This window comes from Pseudomonas sp. MF06569, assembly GCF_059862735.1.
The window spans coordinates 23362-50081 of sequence record NZ_JCBCUZ010000016.1 but is presented as its reverse complement, the minus strand read 5'-3'; the positions used below and the strand labels follow the sequence as shown (position 1 = coordinate 50081).

The 26720-nt window shown below is 58.1% G+C and carries 23 protein-coding genes and 1 pseudogene; 13 read left to right on the top strand and 11 right to left on the bottom strand.

All coding sequences use genetic code 11. From position 1 onward, the window contains the following. Nucleotides 1-207 precede the first annotated feature (207 nt). The gene (gene uvrD / locus AC19YQ_RS15560) at nucleotides 208-2391 is read right to left on the bottom strand and encodes a DNA helicase II (RefSeq protein WP_133074920.1); all 2184 of its coding nucleotides are present in this window, start codon (nucleotides 2389-2391) and stop codon (nucleotides 208-210) included. 191 nt (nucleotides 2392-2582) lie between these two features. Between uvrD and AC19YQ_RS15555 the strand changes: the two genes are divergently transcribed. The 3 genes from AC19YQ_RS15555 to AC19YQ_RS15545 all read left to right on the top strand — a co-directional run bounded on the left by AC19YQ_RS15555 (nucleotide 2583) and on the right by AC19YQ_RS15545 (nucleotide 5547). Beyond that, entirely contained in the window at nucleotides 2583-4118 is a 1536-nt protein-coding gene (locus tag AC19YQ_RS15555; protein ID WP_339474973.1) for a putative bifunctional diguanylate cyclase/phosphodiesterase, read from the top strand. Nucleotides 4119-4275: 157 nt separating this feature from the next. After that, nucleotides 4276-5142 carry a transcriptional regulator HexR gene (gene hexR, locus AC19YQ_RS15550; protein WP_500595454.1) on the top strand — a complete coding sequence of 289 codons (867 nt, stop codon included), beginning with the start codon at nucleotides 4276-4278 and terminating at the stop codon, nucleotides 5140-5142. 192 nt (nucleotides 5143-5334) lie between these two features. Then, a complete protein-coding gene (locus AC19YQ_RS15545) occupies nucleotides 5335-5547 on the top strand; it encodes a PA3496 family putative envelope integrity protein (protein WP_133074917.1) in 213 nt (70 codons plus the stop codon). Here the strand turns inward: AC19YQ_RS15545 and AC19YQ_RS15540 are convergent. Then, on the bottom strand, nucleotides 5489-6451 hold the full coding sequence (locus AC19YQ_RS15540; RefSeq protein ID WP_326427631.1) for a LysR family transcriptional regulator: 963 nt from the start codon (nucleotides 6449-6451) through the stop codon (nucleotides 5489-5491). The genes AC19YQ_RS15545 and AC19YQ_RS15540 overlap by 59 nt on opposite strands. Nucleotides 6452-6641: 190 nt before the next feature. Between AC19YQ_RS15540 and AC19YQ_RS15535 the strand changes: the two genes are divergently transcribed. From AC19YQ_RS15535 to AC19YQ_RS15520, 4 genes and pseudogenes are all read left to right on the top strand, one after another. Then, nucleotides 6642-8057 carry an acetyl-CoA carboxylase biotin carboxylase subunit gene (locus tag AC19YQ_RS15535; RefSeq protein ID WP_019826929.1) on the top strand — a complete coding sequence of 472 codons (1416 nt, stop codon included), beginning with the start codon at nucleotides 6642-6644 and terminating at the stop codon, nucleotides 8055-8057. Nucleotides 8058-8068: 11 nt separating this feature from the next. Then, the gene (gene oadA / locus AC19YQ_RS15530) at nucleotides 8069-9877 is read left to right on the top strand and encodes a sodium-extruding oxaloacetate decarboxylase subunit alpha (RefSeq protein WP_133074915.1); all 1809 of its coding nucleotides are present in this window, start codon (nucleotides 8069-8071) and stop codon (nucleotides 9875-9877) included. Between the two features lie 224 nt (nucleotides 9878-10101). Then, a pseudogene (locus tag AC19YQ_RS15525) lies at nucleotides 10102-11426 on the top strand (HipA domain-containing protein). Then, nucleotides 11423-11698, top strand: coding sequence for a helix-turn-helix domain-containing protein (locus tag AC19YQ_RS15520; RefSeq protein ID WP_048362256.1), 276 nt, complete (start codon nucleotides 11423-11425; stop codon nucleotides 11696-11698). Before AC19YQ_RS15525 ends, AC19YQ_RS15520 begins: the two are co-directional and overlap by 4 nt. A 55-nt stretch (nucleotides 11699-11753) precedes the next feature. On the opposite strand, the gene AC19YQ_RS15515 is transcribed toward AC19YQ_RS15520, so the two are convergent. From AC19YQ_RS15515 to AC19YQ_RS15505, 3 genes are read right to left on the bottom strand one after another with little or no spacing between them, the layout of a single operon-like run. Next, nucleotides 11754-12434: a GNAT family N-acetyltransferase gene (locus AC19YQ_RS15515; RefSeq protein ID WP_500595453.1), complete on the bottom strand. Its 681-nt coding sequence runs from the start codon at nucleotides 12432-12434 to the stop codon at nucleotides 11754-11756. Nucleotides 12435-12451: 17 nt separating this feature from the next. Beyond that, complete coding sequence (locus AC19YQ_RS15510; protein WP_219261964.1) at nucleotides 12452-12898, bottom strand: GNAT family N-acetyltransferase; 447 nt, start codon at nucleotides 12896-12898, stop codon at nucleotides 12452-12454. 5 nt (nucleotides 12899-12903) lie between these two features. After that, nucleotides 12904-13533, bottom strand: coding sequence for an FMN-binding negative transcriptional regulator (locus AC19YQ_RS15505; protein ID WP_500595452.1), 630 nt, complete (start codon nucleotides 13531-13533; stop codon nucleotides 12904-12906). Nucleotides 13534-13622: 89 nt separating this feature from the next. Here AC19YQ_RS15505 and pdxR point away from each other — a divergent pair, with 89 nt between their 5' ends. Next, entirely contained in the window at nucleotides 13623-15179 is a 1557-nt protein-coding gene (pdxR, locus tag AC19YQ_RS15500) for a MocR-like pyridoxine biosynthesis transcription factor PdxR (protein ID WP_500595451.1), read from the top strand. 102 nt (nucleotides 15180-15281) lie between these two features. On the opposite strand, the gene AC19YQ_RS15495 is transcribed toward pdxR, so the two are convergent. The 5 genes from AC19YQ_RS15495 to aspA all read right to left on the bottom strand — a co-directional run bounded on the left by AC19YQ_RS15495 (nucleotide 15282) and on the right by aspA (nucleotide 21791). After that, nucleotides 15282-16313: a histone deacetylase family protein gene (locus AC19YQ_RS15495; protein ID WP_500595450.1), complete on the bottom strand. Its 1032-nt coding sequence runs from the start codon at nucleotides 16311-16313 to the stop codon at nucleotides 15282-15284. A 127-nt stretch (nucleotides 16314-16440) separates the two neighbouring features. Next, nucleotides 16441-17433 (bottom strand): AraC family transcriptional regulator, encoded by a 993-nt coding sequence (locus AC19YQ_RS15490; RefSeq protein WP_500595449.1) that lies wholly within the window; start codon nucleotides 17431-17433, stop codon nucleotides 16441-16443. A gap of 70 nt (nucleotides 17434-17503) precedes the next feature. After that, nucleotides 17504-18508: an asparaginase gene (locus AC19YQ_RS15485; RefSeq protein WP_326397183.1), complete on the bottom strand. Its 1005-nt coding sequence runs from the start codon at nucleotides 18506-18508 to the stop codon at nucleotides 17504-17506. Nucleotides 18509-18564: 56 nt separating this feature from the next. After that, nucleotides 18565-19986, bottom strand: coding sequence for an alanine/glycine:cation symporter family protein (locus AC19YQ_RS15480; RefSeq protein ID WP_133074906.1), 1422 nt, complete (start codon nucleotides 19984-19986; stop codon nucleotides 18565-18567). A 380-nt stretch (nucleotides 19987-20366) separates the two neighbouring features. Continuing rightward, complete coding sequence (aspA, locus tag AC19YQ_RS15475) at nucleotides 20367-21791, bottom strand: aspartate ammonia-lyase (RefSeq protein WP_019826952.1); 1425 nt, start codon at nucleotides 21789-21791, stop codon at nucleotides 20367-20369. Nucleotides 21792-21971: 180 nt separating this feature from the next. Between aspA and AC19YQ_RS15470 the strand changes: the two genes are divergently transcribed. The 5 genes from AC19YQ_RS15470 to AC19YQ_RS15450 all read left to right on the top strand — a co-directional run bounded on the left by AC19YQ_RS15470 (nucleotide 21972) and on the right by AC19YQ_RS15450 (nucleotide 25682). Beyond that, nucleotides 21972-22889 (top strand): LysR substrate-binding domain-containing protein, encoded by a 918-nt coding sequence (locus tag AC19YQ_RS15470; protein ID WP_219261959.1) that lies wholly within the window; start codon nucleotides 21972-21974, stop codon nucleotides 22887-22889. 231 nt (nucleotides 22890-23120) lie between these two features. Continuing rightward, entirely contained in the window at nucleotides 23121-23612 is a 492-nt protein-coding gene (gene purE / locus AC19YQ_RS15465; protein WP_016782937.1) for a 5-(carboxyamino)imidazole ribonucleotide mutase, read from the top strand. 11 nt (nucleotides 23613-23623) lie between these two features. Next, entirely contained in the window at nucleotides 23624-24709 is a 1086-nt protein-coding gene (locus AC19YQ_RS15460) for a 5-(carboxyamino)imidazole ribonucleotide synthase (protein WP_219261958.1), read from the top strand. 106 nt (nucleotides 24710-24815) lie between these two features. After that, nucleotides 24816-25064, top strand: coding sequence for a GlsB/YeaQ/YmgE family stress response membrane protein (locus tag AC19YQ_RS15455; RefSeq protein WP_088378553.1), 249 nt, complete (start codon nucleotides 24816-24818; stop codon nucleotides 25062-25064). An 81-nt stretch (nucleotides 25065-25145) separates the two neighbouring features. Next, complete coding sequence (locus tag AC19YQ_RS15450; RefSeq protein ID WP_019826960.1) at nucleotides 25146-25682, top strand: DUF3299 domain-containing protein; 537 nt, start codon at nucleotides 25146-25148, stop codon at nucleotides 25680-25682. A gap of 113 nt (nucleotides 25683-25795) precedes the next feature. On the opposite strand, the gene AC19YQ_RS15445 is transcribed toward AC19YQ_RS15450, so the two are convergent. After that, the gene (locus AC19YQ_RS15445; RefSeq protein WP_500595448.1) at nucleotides 25796-26695 is read right to left on the bottom strand and encodes a D-hexose-6-phosphate mutarotase; all 900 of its coding nucleotides are present in this window, start codon (nucleotides 26693-26695) and stop codon (nucleotides 25796-25798) included. Nucleotides 26696-26720: the final 25 nt, after the last annotated feature.

Here is a 26720-nt window from a genome sequence, read left to right as displayed (position 1 = left end):
CTAGCGGTGAAGTGTTTCGGGCTTTTGCCTATTTATCTGTAAGAGACAGATTTTTTTACTGTAGGACGCATTGATGTGGGAGCGGGCCTGCTCGCGATTCCCGGCACTCAGTGCATCTGATACACCGAGGTGCTGCCATCGCGAGCAAGCCCGCTCCCACCGTTATCTATCAATCCAGACTATTCCCGCAAAGCTGTCGGGTTGCTGTCAGACCGCTTCAAGTTTGGCGTAGCCCATCATCAGCCACTTGCTGCCTTCGGAGAAGTTCACCTGTACCCGCGCCTGCGCGCCTGCGCCTTCGAAGTTGAGGATGACGCCTTCGCCAAAGACCGCGTGCTTGACCATCTGGCCAAGCTTGAATTCGGTTTCTGGTATTTCCGAACCGCCAAACAGGCTGCTGGCGCTCTGCTTTTGACCACCACCGAAAGGGCGACTGACGCTGTTGGACAGACGAACTTCCTGGATCAGGCCTTTCGGCACTTCTCGCACGAAGCGCGAAACCTTGTTGTAGGTCTCGCTACCGTACAGGCGTCGGGTTTCAGCGTACGTCATGACCAGATTCTGCATGGCGCGGGTAATGCCCACGTAAGCCAGACGCCGCTCCTCTTCAAGGCGGCCGGGTTCTTCCAGGCTCATCTTGTGCGGGAACAAACCTTCTTCCATGCCCACCAGGAACACATACGGAAACTCCAGACCCTTGGCGCTGTGCAGCGTCATCAGCTGGATACCGTCTTCATGCTCTTCGGCCTGGGTATCGCCTGCCTCCAGTGAGGCATGACCAAGGAAGGCGGCCAATGGCGACAGCTCTTCATCTTCGTCATTGTTCTCGAAGTTGCGCGCTGCGCTGACCAGCTCCTCAAGGTTTTCTACCCGGGCCTGGCCTTTTTCGCCTTTTTCCGCCTGATGGTAGGCAATCAGCCCACTCTGCTCGATCACGGTTTGGGTCATCAGATGCAGAGGCATCTCCATGACTTTTGCCGCGAGGTTCTCGATCAGTTCAATAAAGCCGGAAATGGCGCCTGAAGCACGACCGGGGAGGGCTTTATTGGCAATTAACTGGCGCATCGCCTCCCACATCGACACATCGCTGTGACGTGCGTGATCGCGAATGGCCTCGACGGTTTTTTCGCCGATACCGCGGGCAGGCACGTTAATCACCCGCTCCAGCGCGGCATCATTGCCACGGCCTTCGAGCAAGCGCATGTAAGCCATGGCGTTTTTGATTTCTGCGCGCTCGAAGAAGCGCTGGCCACCATAAATGCGGTAAGGAATACGCTCGCGCAACAACGCTTCTTCAAGCACCCGCGATTGGGCGTTGGAGCGGTACAAAATGGCGATATCGCTATGGGCCAGGCCGGTTTTCAAGGCGCTTTCGATGGTCTCGACCACGTAGCGCGCTTCATCGTGTTCATTGAAGGCTGCGTACAAATTGATTGCTTCGCCTTCACCGCCGTCAGTCCACAGCTCTTTGCCCATGCGTCCGGTGTTGTTGGCAATCAGGGCGTTGGCCGCTTTGAGGATGCCTGCCGTGGAGCGATAGTTCTGCTCCAGGCGAATGGTTTCGGCGTCCGGGAAATCGGTTGAGTACTGGTAGATATTTTCGATTTTCGCGCCGCGCCAGCCGTAGATCGACTGGTCGTCATCGCCCACGACCATCAAGCTGTCGCCGCCCTGGGCCAGCAATCGCAGCCAGGCATATTGAACGGCGTTGGTGTCCTGGAATTCGTCGACAAGAATGTGGCGGAAGCGTTTCTGGTAGTGCGCCAGCAAGCCCGGGTTGTCGCGCCACAGATCCAGGGCGCGCAGCAGCAGCTCGGAAAAGTCGATGACACCGGCACGCTGGCACGCGACCTCATAGGCCTCGTAAATATTGCGCATGGTGGCCAGGAACAAGTCGCCACTGGCCTGGATATGTTTAGGACGCAGGCCTTCGTCTTTTTGACCGTTGATAAACCACTGCGCCTGGCGCACCGGCCAGCGCTGTTCATCCAGCCCCAGTTCACGGATCACGCGCTTGACCAGGCGTTGCTGGTCATCGCTGTCGAGGATCTGAAAGGTCTGGCTCAGCCCGGCTTCTTGCCAGTGAGCCCGCAATAAACGGTGTGCCAGCCCGTGGAAGGTGCCGACCCACATGCCCGCCGGGTTGATACCCATCAGTTGCTCGATGCGGTGGCGCATCTCGGCGGCGGCCTTGTTGGTGAATGTCACCGACAGGACTGAGTGCGGCGACGCGTTCTCGACCTGGATCAACCAGGCGATACGGTGCACCAGCACACGGGTTTTGCCGGAACCTGCGCCGGCCAGAACCAACTGACGCCCCACACTGGCCGTGACGGCCTGACGTTGGGCATCGTTGAGAGAATTTAACAAGAGAGAGAGATCATCGCGCATCGGGGCATTTTAGGGGCTGTTGACGTTTTATTGCTAGCCACGTAGCGCTCTTGGGCCGAGCGGTCAAAAAGCCTGCCGGTATGGGCTGTGCCGGTTTCATCTATTAAATGATGCCTGTGCGTTTGGTCGCGGGCACAGCTTGTGTATGCTCGGGCAACTTCCTGGCTCCCCTACTGATAAGAATTTCGCCGATGGTTCAGAGTTTAAATTCGCCGGGATTTTTTTTCGGCCTCGGGTTCGGCCTTTTTCTGCTGGTGAGTGGTCTGGGTTGGCAAGTAAAGCGGGTCAATCTGCGTCACAAGGTTCAGCGTTTGCGCCATCAAGGTCTGTTCGACGACTTGCAGCAAGCCAATGTCCGCAGTGAGCAACTGAACGCCGAGCTCTTGCGCGAAGTGGAACTGCGCCGTCTCGTTGAAGCGCGCGTTCGCCACCTCGCCCATTTTGATGAGCTGACCGGCCTGGCCAACCGTCTCTTGTTCAAGGAGCGACTGGAGGAGGCCAGCCAGCGTGTTCGCCAGGGTTCATGCCACCTGACGTTGCTGCACATCAACCTCGATCGTTTCAAATTGCTCAATGACAATCTTGGGCACGAGCTGGCCGATCATGTGCTGCAAAAAATGGCAGAACGCATCACCAAGGCCTTGCCTGAGGCCAACACCATTGCGCGACTGTCGGGCGATGAGTTTGCCGTGCTGTTTGATGCTTACAGCAGCCTGACCAGTCTGGCGCGGGTAGCGACCCGACTGATGGAAAGACTCGGCCGGCCCTTGGTGGTGGATGGCCATGAGTTGATCATCAGCGTGTCCATGGGCATCAGCCTGCTGCCGGGCAGCGCACGGGACATTGCCACCCTGGTCCACCAGGCCAATAAAGCCATGCGCCAGGCCAAGCATCTGGGCGGCGGCACTTTTCAGTTCTACAGTCACAGCCTGCAACACAGCACCCTGGAGCGCTTGCAACTGGAAAGTCAGTTGCGCAAAGCCATTGCCCAATGCCAGCTCGACGTTTTCTATCAACCTAAACTATGTCTTGCAACGGGGCGCCTGCACGCAGCTGAAGCGCTGGTTCGCTGGGATCATCCGCAGTTGGGTAGCGTCCCTCCGAGCGACTTCATTGCCTTGGCCGAGGAGACTGGCCTGATCAGCGCCATCGGAGAGTTCGTGCTGCGCGAAGCCTGCCGGCAAGCCTGTGAATGGCAGCGCACAGGGCTGGCGCCGATACGGGTGTCGGTGAACCTGTCGGGGCATCAGTTGCGCCAGGGCAAACTGGTCAGCCTGGTGCGCCAGGTGCTTGAAGAAACCGGTCTGGCGCCGCACTGCCTGGAACTTGAGCTGACAGAAAGCCAGTTGCTCGACAATGTTGAATACGTCATCGCAACCTTCCAGCAATTGCACGAGCTGGGCGTGAGGCTGGCGATTGATGATTTCGGGACCGGTTACTCCTCGCTCAGTTACCTCAAACGATTTGCAGTGGATTACGTGAAGATTGATAAAACCTTTATCCACGGCCTGGGGCGCTGCAGTGAAGACGAGGCGATCACCCTCGCGATTATCTCCATGGCCCATAGCCTCGACCTCAAAGTCGTGGCCGAAGGTGTCGAAAACGAGGCGCAGCTGGCATTTCTCAAGGCTCGCCAGTGCGACGAAGTACAGGGTTACTTGATCAGCCGTCCGGTAAACGCTGCGCAGTTTGGCGATTTGTTACGTGCCGGTGTAGTGGATTTGTAGTGCCAAAAAGGGCTACATCGCCCTGAAGCTGCATGAATCATGGGAAAGATAAGGGTACGAGAGGGTGTATTGGGTGGGCAGAAAGCGAATTCTTGTAGTATAACTACAAGAATGCTACATCCCCGGCGCCTGCCGCTTACAGACCGAGTCCTGCCCTTTGAACCTGCTGCAACATATTGCCCAGTCACGCCACCTGTTACGTAAATCGGAACTCAAGGTCGCCGATCACGTGCTGCTTGATCCTGCGGCTGTAATGCACAGTTCCATGGCCGACCTTGCCCACAGTGTCGGTATCAGTGAGCCCACCATCGTGCGCTTTTGCCGGGCAATTGGCTGTTCCGGGTTCCAGGACTTGAAACTCAAGCTGGCGCAAAGCCTGGCAGCAGGTGCCAGTTTCGGTCAGTTCGCAATCCACGAAGACGATTCGGTTGCGGACTACAGTCTGAAAATTTTTGACACCACGCTGCACACCCTGATGGAAGTGCGCGAGAAGCTTGATCCCGTGGCGCTGCAGCGTGCGGTGACGGCCATGTCGCAAGCGCAGCGGGTCGAGTTTTATGGTTTCGGTGCCTCGGGTGCCGTTGCGGCCGATGCCCAGCACAAGTTTTTCCGCCTTTTACTGACGGCTGCGGCGTACTCCGACCCCCATATGCAAGCGATGTCGGCTGCAACCTTGAAGCCTACGGATGTAGCGATTTGCATCTCCCAGTCGGGCCGTTCCAAAGACTTGCTGATCACCGCCAATCTGGTGCGTGAAAGTGGCGCGACCTTGATTACCTTGTGCCCGAGCCAAACGCCACTGGCGGAGCTGGCGACTGTCAATCTGGCCATCGATGTGCACGAAGACACCGAAATCTATACCCCGCTGACCTCGCGTATTGCCCACCTGGTGGTGATTGACGTGTTGGCGATGGGGGTTGCCATGGCTCGCGGCCCAAGCCTGGTCAACCACCTTAAAAGCGTCAAGCGCAGCCTGCGCAGCTTGCGTCTGTCGCCCAAGTCGCTGAAAAGCCACGAAGAATAATTGTGGGAGCGGGCTTGCTCGCGATGGCATCGCTGAAGCTTTCCTGACAGGCCGCGTTGCCTGGATCGCGATCAAGCTCCCTCCCGCACAGTACTCATATTCAGTCTTCATCCCCCTGTCATCCCATCTTCGCCAAGTCGTCATAAACAAAGTCCATCTTGAAACTCCCGTACACGCCTTGGGAGACTCGAAATGGCCCAGCCTTACGAAGAACGCAATAGCGCCGTCAAAACCCGCCGTCAGCAAGAAGACCAGCGCCGCATGGCCTTTCGCCGCGCAATCGAAGACCATGACAATCAGCGCCAGCTAAGGCTTGAAACCTCGGATTATCCCGACCTCAATGCAATCAACTATTGGCAGGCTGCGTCGGCAAGTGACCGTCGAAGCGCTCAACCAGCTCGCTGATTTGCAGGCGCTCACTGCGAATAAACCCCAGAAATGCATGGGCCACCGGTGACAGGCGCTTGGCTTTGGCCTGCACCACGCACCAGCTGCGATACAGCGGCAACTCTTCGACCGGCAACTCGCGCAGCAGGCCGGTCGCAAGTTCCAGGCTGACGGCGTGGCGTGTTAATAGCGCCACGCCCAACCCGGCCACTGCGCACTCGCGCTGGGACTCGTTGGACGACACTTCCAGTGTTTGACTGAAGTGAACACGCTTCTCCTTGAAGTACTCCTCGCACGCCATGCGTGTGCCCGACCCCTGTTCGCGCATCAGCAAGGTATACGGCTCCAGGTCCTGCAAACGGAGCGGACCACGGCTGCACAGCGGGTGGTCTGGCGGTGCGACGGCCACAATCGGGTTATTCAAAAACGGCAGAAATTCCAGGCCCATGTCCTGCGGCACCATCGACATGATCACCAGATCGTCGCGGTTATCCGACAGTCGACGAACGGCTTGCGCCCGATTGACCACCGTTAGCTGCAGATTGACCTCAGGGTGCTGGCGCTTGAAAGCGGCAAACAGGTGGGGGACGAAATATTTTGCACTCGATTCAACCGCCAGTTTCAGTTGGCCCTGCAGCGACCCGAGCATGTCCGAGAGCTGCATGTCGAGGTTTTCAAGGCGCCCGAAAATATCCCGGCTGGCCAACTGAAGCGCTTCAGCGGCCTCGGTCATGTACAGCTTTTTGCCTACGTAATCGAACAAAGGCTGGCCAATCAGCTCTTCAAGCTGACGAATTTGTAGACTTACGGCGGGTTGTGTCAGCGACATTTCTTCTGCAGCGCGGCTGTAAGAGCGCAAATCACAGACTTCGTTGAATACCTGTAATTGACGAAAAGTGATACGCATCAATGACTTACGCATTTTTATAAAATTATCCGAAGCGGCAAGTGATCTGACTATAAGTCGTTACTTATGCACGACCCAAGAATTATTGATTTTTGTTTATTGTTGCGTGGGTCTAGTGTGACGACACAACGGTTCAGACACATTTGGACACGTGCCGACCTGGTCTAGCAGGTCGTTTGTTCCATGGGCTTTAGGGAAAATCCAAGTGATAAAAAAGATCCTGATCGCCAACCGCGGAGAAATTGCCGTCCGCATCGTGCGTGCCTGCGCCGAGATGGGTATTCGTTCCGTGGCGGTCTATTCCGAAGCGGATCGACATGCCTTGCACGTCAAGCGTGCCGATGAAGCCCACAGCATTGGCGAAGACCCGCTGGCCGGTTATTTGAACCCGCGCAAGCTGGTGAACCTGGCGGTTGAAACCGGTTGTGATGCCCTGCATCCCGGTTATGGTTTTCTGTCAGAAAATGCAGAGCTGGCTGATATTTGCGCCGAGCGCGGAATCAAGTTCATCGGCCCGTCCGCTGAAGTCATCCGCCGCATGGGCGACAAGACTGAAGCGCGCCGCAGCATGATCAAGGCCGGTGTACCGGTCACGCCAGGCACTGAAGGCAACGTTGCCGATATCCACGAAGCACTGCTTGAAGGCGAGCGCATTGGCTATCCGGTCATGCTCAAAGCCACCTCGGGTGGTGGCGGACGCGGGATTCGTCGCTGCAACAGCCGTGAAGAACTGGAACAAGCCTTTCCTCGAGTGATCTCTGAAGCCACCAAAGCCTTTGGCTCGGCAGAAGTGTTCCTCGAAAAGTGCATCGTCAACCCCAAGCACATCGAAGCCCAGATCCTCGGTGACAGCTTTGGCAACGTGGTGCATTTGTTTGAGCGCGACTGTTCAATCCAGCGTCGCAACCAAAAGCTCATCGAAATTGCCCCAAGCCCTCAATTGACCCCGGAACAGCGCGCCTACATCGGCGACCTGTCTGTGCGTGCGGCCAAGGCCGTGGGTTACGAGAACGCCGGTACCGTGGAGTTCCTGCTCGCCGAGGGCGAGGTGTACTTCATGGAGATGAACACCCGGGTGCAGGTGGAACACACCATCACCGAAGAAATCACCGGCATCGATATTGTTCGTGAACAAATTCGCATTGCTTCCGGTCTGCCGTTGTCGATCAAGCAAGAAGACATCCAGCACCGCGGTTTTGCCTTGCAGTTCCGGATCAATGCCGAAGACCCGAAAAACAACTTCCTGCCAAGTTTCGGCAAGATCACCCGTTACTACGCGCCCGGCGGTCCTGGCGTGCGTACCGACACGGCGATCTACACCGGCTACACCATCCCGCCGTATTACGACTCCATGTGTCTGAAGCTGGTGGTGTGGGCCCTGACCTGGGAAGAAGCGATGGACCGTGGTTTGCGCGCCCTCGACGACATGCGTCTGCAAGGGGTCAAAACCACCGCCGCGTATTACCAGGAAATCCTGCGTAACCCGGAATTCCGTAGTGGCCAGTTCAATACCAGCTTCGTAGAAAGCCATCCAGAACTGACCAACTACTCGATCAAGCGCAAACCCGAAGAGCTGGCCCTGGCCATCGCTGCCGCCATTGCCGCCCACGCAGGCCTGTGAGGAAAATTTTCATGTCCAAGAAGATCTTTGTAACTGACACCATCCTGCGTGACGCCCACCAGTCGCTGCTGGCAACCCGCATGCGCACTGAAGACATGCTGCCAATCTGCGACAAGCTCGACAAAGTCGGCTACTGGTCGCTGGAAGTCTGGGGCGGCGCCACCTTTGATGCTTGCGTACGCTTCCTCAAGGAAGATCCGTGGGAGCGTCTGCGCCAACTGCGTGCGGCCTTGCCTAACACTCGCCTGCAAATGCTGTTGCGCGGTCAAAACCTGCTGGGCTATCGCCACTACAGCGATGACGTGGTCAAAGCCTTCGTCGCCAAGGCAGCTGTCAACGGTATCGACGTGTTCCGTATTTTCGATGCCATGAACGACGTCCGTAACCTGCGCGTCGCCATCGAGGCGGTCAAGGCTGCCGGCAAGCACGCTCAGGGCACCATCGCCTACACCACCAGCCCGGTGCATACCACTGAAGCGTTTGTGGCCCAGGCCAAGCAGATGGAGGCCATGGGTTGCGACTCGGTGGCAATCAAGGACATGGCTGGCCTGTTGACCCCGTTTGCCACCGGCGAACTGGTCAAGGCGCTGAAGGCTGAAATCAGCCTGCCGATCTTTATTCATTCCCATGACACCGCCGGTCTGGCTTCCATGTGCCAGCTCAAGGCGATAGAAAACGGTGCCGACCATATCGACACTGCGATCTCCAGCTTCGCGTGGGGCACCAGCCACCCGGGCACCGAGTCGATGGTAGCGGCCCTCAAAGGCAGCGAATACGACACCGGTCTTGATCTGTCGCTGTTGCAGGAAATTGGTCTGTACTTCTATGCCGTGCGTAAGAAGTACCACCAGTTTGAAAGCGAATTCACCGCAGTCGACACCCGTGTTCAAGTGAACCAGGTACCGGGCGGGATGATTTCCAACCTTGCCAACCAGCTCAAGGAACAGGGCGCCCTGAACCGCATGAGCGAAGTGCTGGCCGAGATCCCGCGTGTACGTGAAGACCTGGGCTTCCCGCCGCTGGTGACACCGACGTCGCAAATCGTCGGCACCCAGGCGTTTTTCAACGTACTGGCTGGCGAGCGTTACAAAACCATCACCAACGAAGTGAAGCTCTACCTGCAAGGCGGCTACGGCAAGGCGCCAGGCGAGATCAACGAGCAACTGCGTCGTCAGGCCATCGGTAACGAAGAGCTGATCGACGTACGTCCTGCTGACCTGCTCAAGCCAGAAATGGTCAAGTTGCGTGCTGAGATTGGTGCTTTGGCCAAGTCGGAAGAAGACGTACTGACCTTCGCCATGTTCCCGGACATCGGCCGCAAATTCCTCGAAGAGCGTGCTGCAGGCACCCTGGCCCCGGAAGTATTGCTGCCGATTCCTGAAGCTGGCGGTGTTACCAAGGCGAGCGGTGAGGGTGTACCGACCGAATTCGTGATCGACGTACACGGCGAAAGCTATCGCGTAGACATCACCGGTGTAGGCGTTAAGGCAGAAGGCAAGCGTCACTTCTACCTGTCCATTGACGGCATGCCGGAAGAGGTGGTGTTCGAGCCGCTTAACGAATTTGTGGGTGGCACTTCGAGCAAGCGCAAGCAAGCGAGCGAGCCGGGCCACGTCAGCACTGCAATGCCGGGCAACATCGTTGATGTACTGGTTGCCGTAGGCGACGTCGTCAAGGCTGGCCAGTCAGTACTGATCACCGAAGCGATGAAAATGGAGACCGAAGTTCAGGCCGCCATCGCGGGTAAAATCGTCACCATCCATGTCATCAAGGGCGACCGCGTTAACCCGGGCGAAATTCTGATCGAAATCGAAGCCTGATACCGCCTTTGATACAAACGCTTTAAACCTCGGGGGAGCATGTGCTCCCCTTTTTTTTCGACTGGCTTTTTGTATCTGTATTTTAATGCAGACGGGTGATCCGGAAATCGCCTTTATCTGCATTAAAATGCATTTTCTGGGCGAGAAAAATAACCACAACTGCACTATATTGCAGGTAATGGTTTATTCGTTTGTTTGATATGCATTGAATTGCGGGTGCGAGCATGTTTCAGCTAACCCTTCAGCTCTACCGTGCCGGTCAGTGGCAGGACGCGATGACGCTGGCTTTTTCTGAACCGAATAAAGGGCTCGAGGGTCCTTGCCGCTTTGGCTACAAGCAGAAGTACCTGATGCAAAACCTGGAGGCCATTGAAAGCCCCTTTCTTTGCTCGGTGAGTGCTTGTGTGCCCGTTGAGTGGGATACGCACATTCTGAAAAAGGCTCCCGCCTTCCTGCACGACATTGTCCCGGCCGGGGCTGCGAAGAAGATCCTGATCAAGCAAATAGGGCGGGAAAAACCTGAGGACTTGAGCATTGATTTGTTTTTGCTTGGCCGCAGCACGCCTGCGCCGATAGGCCATCTGCGGATTAAAGAGTCGTTTGAGCGGCTTGATTCCCATGCGGCGCTGGGCTTCTCTCGCCAGGACGTGATCGATCGTGACAACAGCTTTCTTGAGTACGCCCACGAGCAGGGGGCTGCGATTGGCGGCGCAACAGGGGCGGGTGGCGAAGCGCCCAAACTGTTGATGTCTGAAGGCGCGGATGGCTTGTTGTATCCCGACGCTACCCTGGCGGACCCTGACGTCAGGCAGCATTGGTTCATCAAGTTTGCTCGCAACAAGGGGTTGGAGCTGGACTGCGACATTTTGCGTAGCGAATTCATGTACTACAAAGCCTTGCAGGCATTGGGTATTGAAACTGTTCCAGCTCAAGGGCTGGCGCTGGAAGAAGGGCGAAAGCCGAGCCTGTGGATGCGCGCTTTGACCGCAAGGTCACTGGGCAAGGCGTCGAGAGGCTTGCTGTGGAGTCTGTCTATTCTCTTGCCCAGGTCACTGAGCCCGGCAGCGACATGGCTCACGTCAAAGTGATTGAGCGGTTGGCAGCACTTTGGAAGCATGCTGGCCAGCAGGATCAGATCCCTGATCTGGTGGCTGAATACTTGCGCCGCGATCTGCTGAACAAAATCCTCGGCAACAGTGATAACCATGGCCGCAACACCGCGATTATTCGGGGTGTTGATTCATTTCGCCTGGCGCCTGTCTATGACTTGGCGCCCATGGTGATGGATGGTGAAGGTATTACGCGTACAACCAAGTGGTCGCGGGAGGTAGAGCGTGCAGGGCAAATTGATTGGCGAGGTGCCTGTGAGTCGCTGAGCTCGATTATTGATCCGGATATGGCGTATCAGCGCTTACGCGCTGATGTCGAGCCGCTACGGGCCCTGCCGGATTTGTTAAGTGCTGAAGGGCTACCGGAGCTGACGATGAACCATCCACAAGTCGCGCTTAAAAACCTCGACCAGCGCTTGCGCGAGTGGGGCTTGAAATGACCCTGACTATTGATGCGCGCCAGTTGATGATCGAAAGTATTGAGGCTGATCTTGCTCAGGGCAAAATCGCACTGGGTGAGGCGGTAAAACGCTTTCGGGTTGATGTGACCGGATTGCAGCAAACCCAGTTTGCCCGCATGTGCAAAATTTCGGTCCGTACCTTGATTCAAATCGAGCACGGCGAGGGCAATCCGACGCTTAAATCCCTGAATGCAGTCTTCAAGCCCTTTGGTCTGCAAATGGGTGTGGTCCGCTTACCGCGAAAATTCTAATCCCCTTCTGTAACAAAAACGCCCAACAGTCCTTGCTGGGCGCATTGATCAAATTTTATACAGTTGATGCTCTGCATTCTTCCAGGGTCTTTATTTGGCCGCTTTCTGGTTGGTTATCCAGTGCCAGCCATTTTTCGAAGCCTGCCGCTATAGAGGGCCATTCCGTACCGATAATGCTGTACCACGTGGTATCACGATTCTTGCCTTTAACTACCATATGCTGGCGAAAGACGCCTTCATATGTGTACCCCAATCGTACTGCAGTACGCTTTGATCGCGCGTTGTCGTTGTTGCACTTCCACTCCAAGCGTCGGTTGCCCAGTGCGAAGGCTTCCTTGGCCAGCAGGTAGACCGCCTCGGTACTCTTTGGCGAGCGCTGCATGGGGGCGCCGAAGGTCACGTGGCCGATCTCGATGCGCCCGTGCTCAGGGACGATGCACATCAGGCTGATCAAGCCTTGCGCCTCGCCGCTCAACTTATCAACGACGGTATAAAAATGCGGGTCACGACTGGCGGCATGGCTTTGCAACCAGCTATCAAACGTCGGACGCTCATTGAAGGGCCCGTAGGGTAAATAGTCCCAAAGCTTGGGATCAGCCTGCGGCCCCTGTAAGGCTAGCCATAGTTCATCGCCATGCCGTGCCGGGTCGAGCTTTTCCAGACGAATGAATTGCCCTTCAAGGGTTCGGGTATCGGGTGTTTTGGCCGCCAGCCAGTGTTCTAGAGAGTCGGGCATTGCGCGTTCCTTAGTTATTACAAGGTTTTGCGAAACTGGATAAAGCCAGGGCGCTCGGCAATGCGCTCATACAACTGGATCGCCGTGGCGTTGGTTTCCTGAGTCATCCAATAGACTTTGGCACAGTCTTTATCGCGAGCGACGGCATAGACGTGCTCGATCAGTTGGCGACCTACCCCTTTACCGCGAACCTGGGGGCTGACAAACAGGTCTTGAAGGTAGCAGGCGTTTTTAATGCTCCAGTTGGTGCGGTGATACACGCACTGCACCATGCCCACGGCCTTGTCGCCTTGCCAGGCAAGGGCCAGAGAGGTCGGCTCAGCCGGATCGAAAAAACGTGTCCAGGTGGATTGGGTGATTTCGTCTGACAGCTCGGTGTTGTAGAAGCGCAAGTAGGCCTGCCAGAGGGGGAGCCACTGTTCGTGATCAGCAGTGGTTGCGGGTTTGATCTGGATTTGAGTCATGTGAGCTATTCCTTGGCCATTAAGTGAGCGAGTGCGTGGTCTTGCGGGTTGCTGCTGGCCAGGAGTCCCTTGCGTACGCCCGCCTGGTCAGCGGCGTCGCGGTTCTGGCTGAGTTTGCGTTTGCCGTCCAGGCGGGTGATGGGCAGGCGAAAACCCACAATGGCCTTGAGCATGCTGTCGATGTAGTCCGCTGGCGCATCGCTGACCGACCAGGGTTGGGATCGACCGGCTTCGTGCTGGTTGCTCAAGCGGCTGACCAGCGCCAGTAAACGCTCGGCATCCTCGAAGACTTCTGCGGTGCCATAAGCGTGAACGGCGAGGTAGTTCCAGGTGGGCATGGCTTTACCGTGTTCGGCCTTGCCGGGATAAAAAGACGGGCTGATGTAGGCCTGTTCTCCGGAGAAAATCACCAGGGTTTCGGTCCCTTCAGCCAGGGCCTTGCCGTGGGGATTGGCGCGGGCAAGATGGCCATACAGGGTGCCGCAGGCGCCTTCATCCGGGCTCAGCAGCAAAGGCACATGACTGGCGATCATGCCTTGGCTGGCGTGAGTGACCAGCACGGGCAAGGGCGTGGCCAGCATCTGTTGATGCAACATTGGGATGTCATCTACTGCGAAGGCGCGGGGAACGTACATAGAAATTATCCTTGGCGAATGGCCTCATCCTAGGCAGGCTATTGGTTTGTTGTAAGAGCCATTAATGGTCATTTTCATAGGTCCAATTCATGTCGGATTCAGCGCTTTCCATCGCCTTCAACCCAGCCGGAATCGAGCTTGATCCGAAAAAAGGCCTGAGCCGCCAGCTGTATCAGGCATTGCGCCAGCGCGTGCTCGATGGTCGGTTGAGTGGCGGTGCGCGGTTGCCGGCCAGCCGTGACCTGGCCACTGCTCTTGGTATTTCCCGTAATAGCGTGGTGCGGGCCTATGACCAGTTGTATGCCGAGGGGTTTATTGAGGGGCGAGTGGGTGATGGCACTTATGTCGCAAAATTGCCTGAAAAAGCGCTGCCGATAAAAAAGTTGTCCACCAACTTATCCACAGGGTTTTCAACAGGCTTATCCCCAGGGTTATCCACAAAACAGGCTGAATTACCTGTAATTACATCCAGTAAAGTTATCCACAGCACTGCTTTGAGCCGGGTCGCAAAGCACGCCCTTGACCTGCCTCCCAGTGGGGTTCCTCGTGCATTTCGAGTAGGGGTACCGGCGTTTGACTTATTCCCTTTCGAGGTATGGAGCAAGCTGCAGGCGGCTTTTTGGCGTAAGCCAGACTTGCAGCAACTGTGTTACGGCGATCCGGCTGGTGATGAACGCTTGCGTGGACTTATTGCGGCGTATTTGCGTACTTCGCGGGGTTTATCGTGCACTAGTGATCAAATTTTGATCACTAGTGGTGCGCAGCAGGGGATTAGCCTTTGTGCACAGCTGCTGGTGGAGCCGGGCGAGGGGGTGGCTGTGGAGAACCCGGGCTATCGCGCAGCAGCCTATGCGTTCGCGATTGCCGGAGCGCATGTGCAGGGTGTGGCGGTGGATCAGGACGGTATGGATTGTTCGGCACTGGCACACTTGAGCAACTGTCGGCTGGCCTACGTGACGCCCTCTCACCAGTACCCGAGCGGTGTGACCCTGAGCCTGGCCCGGCGTTTGGAACTGTTGGCCTGGGCTGAGCGCACCCAGGGCTGGATTGTCGAAGACGACTACGATGGCGAGTACCGTTACAGCGGTGCGCCGCTGGCCCCGTTGGCGGCTTTGGACCGTAGTGGTCGGGTGATTTATGTCGGCACGTTCGGCAAAGTGGCCTTTCCGGCATTGCGGCTGGGGTACCTGGTGCTTCCCAAAGGTTTGACCGAGCCGTTTGCCCGGCGCCGATCCCTCGACATGCGCCATTCGGAAGTCAGCACCCAGGCGGTCATGGCTGAGTTTATGGCGGCGGGGCATTTTCAGCGGCACATTCGGCGGATGCGTCGTGCGGCCTTGAGTCGACGGGATGTGTTGCTGGCCAATTGGCCCCATACGCTGGACGGGGTGGGGGCGATGCCGACCATCGCCGCGGGGTTGCATGTTGCCGTGCCGGTGACGAGCTTTGCGCGGGAGCAGGCACTGTTGGCGCAAGCCAAAACGGCCGGAGTGGAAATCAACGGGTTAAGCAGTTATTGGCAGCAAGACTCGATTGAGCCTGTGGATAAAAGAGCGGGGCTGGTGCTGGGGTTTGCAGCGGTGCCCGAAGTGGAGATCAAGGCGGCGCTGGAGCGGCTGGGCAAGGTGTGGAATGGCAGCCGTTGAACCTGTGGGAGCGGGCTTGCTCGCGAGAGGGGCACCGCATTAATTCAGACAGACCGCACCGGCTGAATCGCGAGCAAGCCCGCTCCCACAGGCAGGGCTTGATCATTGCGCGCTTTCAAACCCTTCGAGCACGTTCACCGCATTCACGCCGATTTCCTCAACGGCGTAGCCGCCTTCCATCACAAACAGCGTTGGTTTACCCAGGCGTGCAATGCGTTCGCCCATGCGCAGGTAGTCCGGGCTGTCGAGCTTGAACTGGGAAATCGGGTCGTTCTTGAACGTATCCACACCCAGTGAAACCACGATGACGTCAGCGTCGTAGCTTTCGATTTCGGAGTAGGCCAATTCAAGTGCTGCGCTCCAGCGATCCCAGGCCGAGCCTGCGGCCAGGGGATAGTTGAAGTTGAAACCTTCGCCCGGTCCTTCGCCCAGTTCATCTTCGTAGCCCAGGAAGAACGGAAACTCGGCTTCAGGATGGCCGTGGATCGAGGTAAATAGCACGTCGCTGCGCTCATAAAAAATCGACTGCGTGCCATTGCCGTGGTGATAGTCCACGTCGAGGATCGCCACTTTGCGACGGCCCTGGTCGAGGAACGCCTGGGCTGCGATTGCTGCGTTGTTCAGGTAGCAATAACCGCCCATCAAGTCGCTGGCAGCGTGATGCCCGGGTGGGCGGCAAAGTGCGAAAGCGCTGTGGGCGCCGTTTTGAATCTCGGCCTGGGCGGTCAGGGCGACTTGCGCTGCGCTGTAGGCCGCTTGCCAGGTACCCGCAGTAATGGGGGCGCCGCCATCAAAGCTGTAATAACCGAGCTGGCCGTGGAGGCTGGTGGGCAAAACTGCGCGCAAGGTTCGGGCTGGCCAGGTGTATGGCAGCAAGTCGCCGTCACGACCGTGTTCTGTCCAGCGATCCCAGGCGCCCTGGAAAAAATCTAGGTACGCGGCGCTGTGGATACGTTCGATGGGGCCCCGACCAAAGTCTTGCGGCGCGCGCACCGGTCCCAGTTCGCGGGTTTGTACCCGCTGCAGAATATGGTCGGCGCGAGAGGGCATTTCGAAGCAAGGCATCAATTGCCCGTCCATCAACTCACAGCGGCCATGATGCAGGTGATGATCGTCCGAGTAGATCGTCAGCATGTTCTTGTTCTCCCAAGGCTTTGGCGGTGGCCTACAGTTTTGCGGCCCGGGGTGTTTGAGAGAACGGCAGGAGCGGCCAAAAGGGGATGAATGTGGCCAACATCACTGACCGAAATTCGCCCCTGAATCAAACACGGAACTGGCTGGGCGCAACCCCGCTCCAGCGTACAAAGGCGTGGCGAAAGCTCGCGGTCTCACTGAAACCCAGGGTTTCGGCAATCCGGTAGATGGGCCAATCGGTGTCGTTGAGCAGCAGCTTGGCCCGTTCGAAGCGCAAGTCGTCGAGCAGGGTTTGATAGCTGCATCCCACGTCGTGCAAATGGCGACGCAGAGTACGCGGCGAGCAGTTCATTTGTTCGGCCAGCCCCTCAAGCCCCGGGGCGGCGTGCATCTGTGCGCCAAGGAGTTGGCGGATACGTTCCAGCCAGGTTTGCCGCCCGGTGAATTCCAGGTTCTGTTTACGGCAGCGCTCGGCCATCGCCTGATGGGTAACGGCATCGGCCAGCGGCAAGGGATAGTCAAGCCAGCGTTTGGCGAAAGCGAACGCATTGCTGTCGGCCTCGAACACGCGCGGGCAGTCGAAGCTTTGCCCGTAGCTGGCGTGGTAGTCGGGCGCGCTGTGGGCAAAGCGTGCACCCAATAGTGGCAACGGTTGGCCGAGCAGGTCTTCGCAAATGACCTTGAGCGAAACCAGGCATAACTCGGTATTGAATACCGCGAGCTGTGGGCCTTCGCCATACCCGCTGGCGCAGAACCACACCTGATCTCCTTCGACCTCAAGGCTGAGCTCAAAAAGTGTTCCCAGCAGCGCCGGGTAGCGTAAAGCCAGACGCAGTGCGTCACCTAAGGTGGCACTGGTGAGTAGGGCGTAACCCAGCATTCCGTAGGACGACACATGCATTCGCCGGCCCAGCTCCAGGCCGATTTCGCGGCGCAAGGCCACGGCGTTGGCACACACGCGCATCTCCTGATTGGTCGTGATGCGTGTGTCTGCGCGGCTCAAGTCCGCCGCCCGGATGCCGCTACCCGCCAACAGTGCTTCGCTGGACAAGCCTTCGGCATTGAAGGTGCTGAGCACCAGCGAAACGGCGTTGAGCGTTGTGAGATGAGAGTGGAGCATGCTCGTTTCCTGCATGGAGGTGCAGGAAGCGAGCAAGTTGTGTGCCGGGGCGGGCGCAGCTACGCGTCGATCAGGCCAGTTCCCCGCACACGTCCAGCTCGATCAGGCGCCGGACTTCAGCCAGCGGCAGATCGGCACCGAGCAGGGCATGCAGTTTGCCGAACACGGCTTCACGGGTCATGCCACCCCCTGACAGCACGCCAACCCCACGCAAACGACTGCCAGCTTCGTACACGTCCAGTTCCACACCGCCTTCATGGCATTGAGTGATGGCTACCACCACAATGCCGTTCTCCTGCGCCCGTTGCAGGCTGGCGAGGAAATCCGGGTTATCGCTGGGGCCAGTGCCGCTGCCGAAGCATTCGAGCACCAGCGCTTCGATCCCGCTGCTGAGCAGTGCGTCGAGCTGGGCTGCGCCAATTCCCGGTACCAGCGGCAATACACCCACGCTGGCTTCGTGCCCTGGATGGTTGTAGGCCAGCTCGTCCGGCAGTGATGTGGCTTTGGCCACGCCGCCGTTGCGCGTCAACGCCACAAACGGGTTGCGCCCAAAGCTACGGACCTTTGCGCAACGTGTCGGGGCCATCAATTTGCCGTGGAAGTACAGCTGAACCCCGTGAGGCTGGCCTTGACCCAGCGCCTGCAGTGCACCGCTGACGTTTTCCCAGGCATCGCTGTCCGGTACGCCTGCTGGCAGCATGGAGCCCGTGAATAGCACCGGTGCTGGCAACCCCAGCAGTTGAAAACACATCGCTGCCGCACTGTAGGCCAACGTGTCAGTGCCGTGCAGGACCAGGACGCTATCGCAGCCATCCTGTTCGATGGCTTCGATGATCGCGCCACGCAGGCGCAGCCAGTAGGCAGGCGTCATGTTGGCGCTGTCGATCAGCGGGCTCATCTCGCGAAAGGACCACTGCGGCACTGTCAGCGCCGGTTGGCTGGCGAGGTGCTCGCTCATGCGCGCTTCAAAACCCGACGCTGGCGCCAGGCCGCCGGCGCTGGCTTGCATGCCGATGGTGCCCCCGGTGTAGAGCACCATGACGCGTTGGGAAGGGTGGTGAGTGGCTGCAGTCATTGTTGAGTCCCCATAAGCAAAAACGCGGCGGTTCTGGAGAACCGCCGCGTCAAGTATCAGCGTTTTGTTTCTTCGACCTTGTCGGCCGGTTTTGGCGGCCAGGCCTTCAGGTCCAGATCCAGATCCGGGAATTTACTGGAATCGAACACCGGTGTCTTGATCCCCGCACGGCGCTGGTCATCGTAGTCCTTGAGCACGCGCATGCAGATCTTGAACAGCATCGCCAGGGCAATCAGGTTAACGAAGGCCAGCATGGTCATGGCGATGTCGGCGAACGCGAAAACGGTCTGCAGGTTTTCGATCGAGCCCCAGAAAATCAATACCAGCACCAGTGCGCGGTAGCCAATCAGCGCCTTGCGGCTTTCGCCGACCAGGAAGCGCAGGTTGTTCTCGCCCAGGTAGTAGTTGTAGAGCATCGAGGTGAACACGAACAACGCCAGGGCCACGCTGATGAACACACGGCCCCACTCGCCGACTACGGCCGCCAGGGAGTTCTGGGTCAGGGCAATGCCGTCGCCTTCAAAGCCTGGTGTGTAGAAGCCCGAGAGCAGGATCAGCAAGGCGGTGCAGGTGCAGATCACGAATGTATCGAGGAATACGCTGAACGCCTGAACCACGCCTTGGGCGATCGGGTGTTCGACATCGGCCACGGCGGCCACGTTCGGGGCGCTGCCCAGACCGGCTTCGTTGGCGAATACGCCACGTTTGACGCCCATCACGATCGCACTGCCGATCAGGCCGCCAAACACCGGGTCGAGGCCGAAGGCGCTCTTGACGATATGGCCCAGCATGGCGGGCACGTGGTCGAATTGCAGCACGATTACGTAGAGGGTCACGGCGATGTAGGCCAGGGTCTTGACCGGTACCAGCAGGTCAGCCACCGAAGCGATACGTTTGATACCACCGATAAACACCAGGCCCAGCAGAATGGCGATGGCCAGCCCTGAGTAACTGACATCGAAACCGAAGGCATCTTGCAGCGAGTGAGTTACGGCGTGGGCTTGCAGGCCCATGAAGGCGAAGCCGAAGGTGATCAGCAGCAGCACGGCCATCAACTGGCCCATCCACAATTTGCCCAGGCCATGCTTCATATAGAAGGACGGACCGCCACGCAGTTGGCCTTCGGCGTCACGACGCTTGTACAGCTGGCCCAGGGAACATTCGATCAGGCTGCTGGACATGCCGACCAGTGCGGTGACCCACATCCAGAACACGGCACCCGGTCCGCCCAGGGTAACGGCAATGCCGACACCGGCAATGTTGCCCGCGCCTACACGGCCGGCCAGGCTCAGCATCAATGCCTGAAACGAGCTCAGTTCACCGGCGCTGCTGCGCAGGCTGTCTTTGAATACCGAAAACATGTGCAGGAAGTAACGAAACTGAACGAAACGCGAGCGGATCGTGAAGTAACCACCGAGCCCGACCATAAGCACGATTAGCACTTTCCCTGAGAGGAAGTCATTGATGACTTCAAGCATGGATTATTCCTCGCTGTTTTTATCTGATGGCAACACGGGCGGATCGAAATATCGCGTTACACCTGCTTGAGCAAGGCATAAACGTAGGCGATCAATGAGACCCTGGCCATGTTGCTGCTTGGTTTACGATGCTGTTTCCGTGCTGGCGATGGCCGCTGGTGCTGGGGCCGGGCACAGGAAGAGGGGCGGCACTATACCTAGGAGCGCAGGAAGCGTCTGCATAAGTGATTGATTTTTCATGTGCGAGTCGTCTTAAAAGGCATCAGTTTGTGTCCGATTTGCCCTTTTTTCAGGCAAAAAAAAGGACCTGCAGACGTATCTGCAGGCCCTCAAAAGGTGAGAGGTGTCTAGTCCCTCGACCTGGTGAGCGTGTTACAGCATCAGGCCTTGAGAGGCACCAGACGCGGAGCAATCATGTTTTCCGGGCGCAGGATGTCGTCGAGCATGGCGTCGTCGAGCAAGCCTTCTTCGCGCACCAGTTCCAGTACGCCACGGCCGCTTTCAAGGGCGATACGGGCGATACGGGTGGCGTTTTCATAGCCGATGTACGGGTTCAGTGCAGTCACCAGACCGATCGAGTGCTCGACCAGTTCGCGGCAGCGTGCTTCGTTGGCGGTGATGCCGACGATGCAGTGCTCGCGCAGCATGTCCATGGCGCGTTGCAGCAGGCGGATCGAGTCGAAGATCTTGAAGGCGATCAGCGGCTCCATCACGTTCAGTTGCAGTTGACCGCCTTCGGCAGCGATGGTCAGTGCCAGGTCGTTACCGATGATCTGGAACGCAACCTGGTTAACGGCTTCCGGAATAACCGGGTTGACCTTGCCTGGCATGATCGAGCTGCCTGGCTGACGCGCTGGCAGGTTGATTTCGTTGATGCCGGTGCGCGGGCCGCTGGAGAGCAGGCGCAAGTCGTTGCAGATCTTCGACAGTTTGACCGCGGTACGCTTGAGCATGCCGGAGAACAGTACGAAGGCGCCCATGTCGGACGTGGCTTCGATCAAGTCGGCAGCCGGTACCAGCGGGTGACCGCTGATGGTTGCCAGACGGTTGACGGCCAGCAATTGGTAGCGCGGGTCGGCGTTGATGCCGGTACCGATGGCCGTACCGCCCAGGTTCACTTCGGTCAGCAGCTCTGGTGCCAGTGTTTTCAGGCGTGCCAGGTCTTCACCCAAAGTGGTGGCAAACGCGCGGAACTCTTGACCCAGGGTCATCGGCACGGCGTCTTGCAGTTGGGTGCGGCCCATTTTCAGCACGTGGCTGAACTCAACGCCTTTGGCGGCGAACGCCTGGATCAGGCTGTCGAGGCTGGCAAGCATGGCATCGTGACCCAGCAGCAGACCCAGACGGATCGCAGTCGGGTAGGCGTCGTTGGTCGACTGCGCCATGTTGACGTCGTTGTTAGGGTGCAGGTACTGGTACTCGCCCTTCTGGTGGCCCATAGCCTCCAGCGCGATGTTGGCGATGACTTCGTTGGCATTCATGTTGGTTGAAGTGCCAGCGCCGCCTTGAATCATGTCCACCACGAACTCTTCGTGGAAATCGCCGCGGATCAGGCGGGCACAGGCTTCGCTGATGGCAGCGTGCTTGGCGTCGCTCAGATGACCCAGCTCGCGGTTGGCGTCAGCGGCGGCTTGTTTAACCATGGCCAGGCCCACAACCAGCTTCGGGTAGTGCGAGATCGGGACGCCGGACAAGCGGAAGTTATGCACCGCTCGCAGGGTCTGGATGCCGTAATACGCTTGAGCCGGTACTTCGAGTACGCCAAGCAGGTCTTTTTCGGTACGGAAAGATGCAGCGGAGGACATGATAGAAATCATCTCGATATGAACCCGGTCTGGGCCGGAACGCTGCGAATCCTAGGCCTGCAGTCTATTTTGGGCCAATGCCTTTAAACACTATCCTATGCATAAACGGCATAATGGCGACGTGACGCGGCAGGCGCGTCGAGCGTGTGACCCATTTTGGTGCGCGTCCGGGAGGACTCGATGAATCTCGAAAGTAAATGGTTAGAGGACTTCAGTGCCCTGGCTGCTACTCGCAGTTTTTCCCAGGCGGCAGAGCGTCGTTTCGTCACTCAGCCGGCCTTCAGTCGGCGTATTCGAAGCCTTGAAGCGGCGCTTGGGCTGACCTTGGTGAATCGTTCCCGCACCCCGGTGGAGTTGACTGCGGCCGGTCAGCTGTTTTTGGTTACGGCACGTACGGTGGTCGAGCAGTTGGGTGAGGTGCTGCGTCATCTTCATCACCTCGAAGGCGGGCAGGGCGAGGTCATGCAAGTGGCTGCCGCACACTCCCTGGCGCTGGGGTTTTTCCCGCGGTGGATCGCCCAATTGCGCAATGAAGGTCTGAATATCGCCACCCGGCTGGTTGCGACTAACGTCGGAGACGCGGTGCACGCTTTACGCGAAGGCGGCTGCGATTTGATGCTGGCTTTCTACGATCCGGACGCTGCTTTGCAGATGGATCCGGAGATTTTTCCGTCATTGCACCTGGGCAACACCGAAATGCTCCCGGTGTGTGCGGCCGATGCAGACGGCAAGCCGTTGTTTGATCTTGAAGGTGAAGGCAGTGTGCCGTTGCTGGCCTATAGCGCTGGCGCGTTTTTGGGCCGCTCGGTGAATCTGCTGCTGCGCCAGCGCAGTCTGCGCTTTACCACTATTTATGAAACGGCCATGGCCGACAGCCTCAAGAGCATGGCCCTGGAAGGGTTGGGCATTGCCTGGGTGCCGCACCTGAGCGTGCGTGCCGAGCTGGCACGAGGTGAGCTGGTGGTGTGTGGTGGCCCGCAATGGCATGTGCCGCTGGAGATTCGCCTGTACCGCTGCGCCCTGGTGCGCAAGGCCAACGTGCGGTTGTTGTGGCGCAAGTTGGAGAACCCGACCGGCCAGGCGCCAACGCCGGCCTGAGGTGTTTTTTTCATTTGACCTTAGAGTCAATAAAACCGGGCGTCCGGGCCGTTTTTACCGTGCAAGACAGATGGTCGCCAAAGGTGCTGTCAAAACACCTCTTTGCGGTATACTGCGCGGCCTTCGGCTGGCTTGACCGGCCTTAATTCCTATAACAAGCCACGTCGGATCCTCCACGTGGCTTGTTGTTTTTTGACGCGCCTGCGGGCGCCCAAGAGAAGAGGCGCGACGATGAGTGCACTGGTAGGCGTGATCATGGGCTCCAAGTCCGATTGGTCCACCCTCAGCCACACCGCCGATATGCTGGAAAAACTCGGCATTCCTTACGAAGTGAAAGTGGTCTCTGCCCACCGCACTCCGGATCTGCTGTTCCAGTATGCCGAAGAGGCCGAAGGCCGCGGGATCGAGGTCATCATCGCTGGTGCCGGTGGCGCAGCCCACCTGCCAGGCATGTGTGCGGCTAAAACCCATTTGCCTGTACTGGGTGTTCCGGTGCAGTCGGCCATGCTGTCGGGCGTCGACTCGCTGCTGTCGATCGTACAAATGCCAGCTGGCATTCCGGTTGCAACCCTGGCCATCGGCAAAGCGGGCGCGATCAACGCGGCCCTGTTGTCGGCGAGCATCCTGGGTGCCAAACACCCGCAGTTCCATACCGTTTTGAAAGCATTCCGTGCTGAACAGACAGACAGCGTGCTGGACAATCCAGACCCGCGCGTAGCCTGAGGTTTCTGACGATGAAAATCGGTGTAATCGGTGGCGGCCAACTGGGCCGTATGCTGGCCTTGGCGGGCACTCCGCTGGGCATGAACTTCGCTTTCCTTGACCCGGCTCCCGATGCCTGCGCAGCCGCACTGGGCGAACATCTGCGTGCGGATTACAGCGACCCGGATCACTTGCGCCAACTGGCCGATGAAGTCGACCTGGTGACGTTTGAGTTCGAAAGCGTTCCAGCTGAAACCGTGGCTTTCCTGTCGCAATTCGTCCCGGTGTATCCAAGTGCCGAAGCGTTGCGCATTGCTCGTGACCGCTGGTTCGAAAAGAGCATGTTCAAGGACCTGGGCATTCCGACGCCGGCGTTTGCCGACATTCAGTCCCAGGCGGACCTGGATGCGGCAGTCGCCACTATCGGCCTGCCTGCCGTGCTCAAGACCCGCACCCTGGGTTATGACGGCAAGGGCCAGAAAGTGCTGCGCACACCGGCCGATGTAGTGGGCACGTTTGCCGAACTGGGCAGCGTGTCGTGCCTGCTGGAAGGTTTTGTACCGTTTACCGGTGAAGTGTCGCTGATCGCCGTACGCGGTCGTGATGGCGAGACCCGCTTCTATCCGTTGGTCCACAACACCCACGACAGCGGCATTCTCAAGCTGTCGGTCGCCAGCACGGATCACCCGCTGCAAGCTTTGGCTGAAGACTACTCCAGCCGTGTGCTCAAGCAGCTGGATTATGTCGGCGTGATGGCATTCGAGTTTTTCGAAGTCGACGGCGGCCTCAAGGCCAACGAAATTGCCCCGCGTGTGCACAACTCCGGGCACTGGACCACTGAAGGCGCCGAGTGCAGCCAGTTTGAAAACCACTTGCGGGCCATTGCTGGCTTGCCGCTGGGTTCGACGGCCAAGGTCGGTGAGAGCGCCATGCTCAACTTCATCGGCAGTGTGCCACCCGTTGAAAAGGTGATCGCGATTGCTGATTGCCATCTGCATCACTACGGCAAGGCGTTCAAGGTCGGCCGTAAAGTCGGTCACGCCAACCTGCGCTGCGCAGACATGGCCACGCTGCAAGCGCAAATCCTCAAGGTTGAAGCCCTGATCGACGAAGCGTAAATCGCTTTCGCCGGGAACCATTGGGTTGTCGCTGCTCTCTGATGGCGTGATGCCAAAGTGCTGACTAGGCTTTGGTATAACGCCATCTAATCAAGAGGAAGCGCCCATGGGCATCATCGGAACCATTTTCATAGGCTTGATCGTTGGCCTGCTGGCCCGTTTCCTGAAACCGGGTGACGACAGCATGGGCTGGATCATGACCATCCTGCTGGGTATCGGCGGTTCGCTGGCGGCTACCTATGGTGGCCAGGCGCTGGGTATCTACAAGGCGGGCGAGGGGGCCGGTTTTATCGGTGCCGTGGTAGGTGCTGTGATCTTGCTGATCATCTACGGCATGGTGTCGAAAAAGTCCTGATTTAACGCTTTGGTTCTCTCTGCGCCAGCCGCAGAGAGGGCTAAACTGCGCGCGTTCAATCCTTCTTTTATCGAGCCTTGCATGCGCCGTCTTCTACTGACTTTTCTTTTGCTGGGCTCAGGCCTGGTACACGCGGCAGAACTGCCCGAAACCGACTGGCTTGAATTGATGCCGATGTCGGATCAAAAAGCCCTCGAACAAATGCCCGAAATTGACCATGACTCGCCCGAGGCCAATGGTACGTTTACCGACAAGGGTGGTTTGAAGCAGAGCAAGGGTTTGCCGGCCGTGATGTATTCCAGCAAAACCGTTGCGGGCATGAACGGTAAAAATATCCGTCTGGGCGGTTATCCCGTGCCTCTGGAAACCGATGCCAAGGGGCGCAGCACGCTGTTCTTCCTGGTGCCGTACCCGGGCGCCTGCATTCATGTGCCGCCTCCGCCGCCCAATCAGTTGGTGCTGGTGCGCTACCCCAAGGGTCTGAAGCTGGATGACATCTACACGCCGCTCTGGGTCATGGGCACGCTGAAGGTCGAGAAGGTCAGCAATGACCTGGCCGATGCGGCCTATGCGCTGGATGCCAGCAAGGTGCGGGTGGTGGTCGAGGAAGATTTGTAGGGCTTGAAACCTTAGTGGGAGCGGGCTTGCTCGCGATGCAAGCGACTCGGTACGACAGGCCTGTCGAGTTGACGCCATCGCGAGCAAGCCCGCTCCCACAGGTTTTGTGTGTATCAGGCTTTCAGCCGCTTGCTCGCAATGCTCACACCCATCGTATGACTGGCGCCTGGCTCCAGGGTGATCACGTCGTCCATCACATTGGCGGTTTCGATGCACAGCATGCGTTGCCAGCCATCTGCTGCAATATCGCTGAAGCTGGCAGTCTTGTCGATCCACGGATTCCAGATCACCGCTGAGCGTGAGCCACGGCTGGTCAGCTCAACGGTGCGCGACCAGTCGGGGTCGACGATGCTCAGTTGCTGCGGCGTGTCGAGATAGATGCGGTCGGTTTCGCCGCTGAAGGTCAAGTCGCCCGACTGTTTGACGTGTTCCCAGTCGTTGAGCGTATCGATGTAGGTCAGGCCTTCTACCCCTTGAACCTGAACCTTGCGCACGTCACTGACCGCGAAGTAACTGTGCAGCGCCTGGCTGATGCTGACCGGGATGTCGCTGCGATTATGGCTGGTGAGGCTGATGTGCAACTGGGTGTCGAGGCGAATGCTCAACGTGAGCGCCACATCGTGGGGCCAGCCGGGCAGGCCGCCTTCGATGTGGGGCAGGCCCAGTTCAATATGCAGCGCTTCGCCCGCATCATCGATCTCCAGCACTTCCCACTCGCGGGTACGTACCAGGCCGTGAGCGGTGGCAGGCTCATCACTGTGGCGCATGGCCTGTACGCTTTGCGGGTTCAGCGCCAGATTGCCAAACCATGGCCAGCACACTGGCACGCCAGTGCGAATGCCTTTGCCCTGTTTGTACTGCGCTTTTTCGTTGAGCCAGATAATGGGAGGCTCATCGCCTATCTGATAGCTGAGTACCTGTGCGCCCTGTTTTGCGATCAACAGTTGTGCCTGACCATGCTGGAAGTGCCAGCACTCCAGTTCGTCCAGGGTGACTGACTCAATATGGTGCATGGCAGGCTCTCTATTTCAGTGGCAA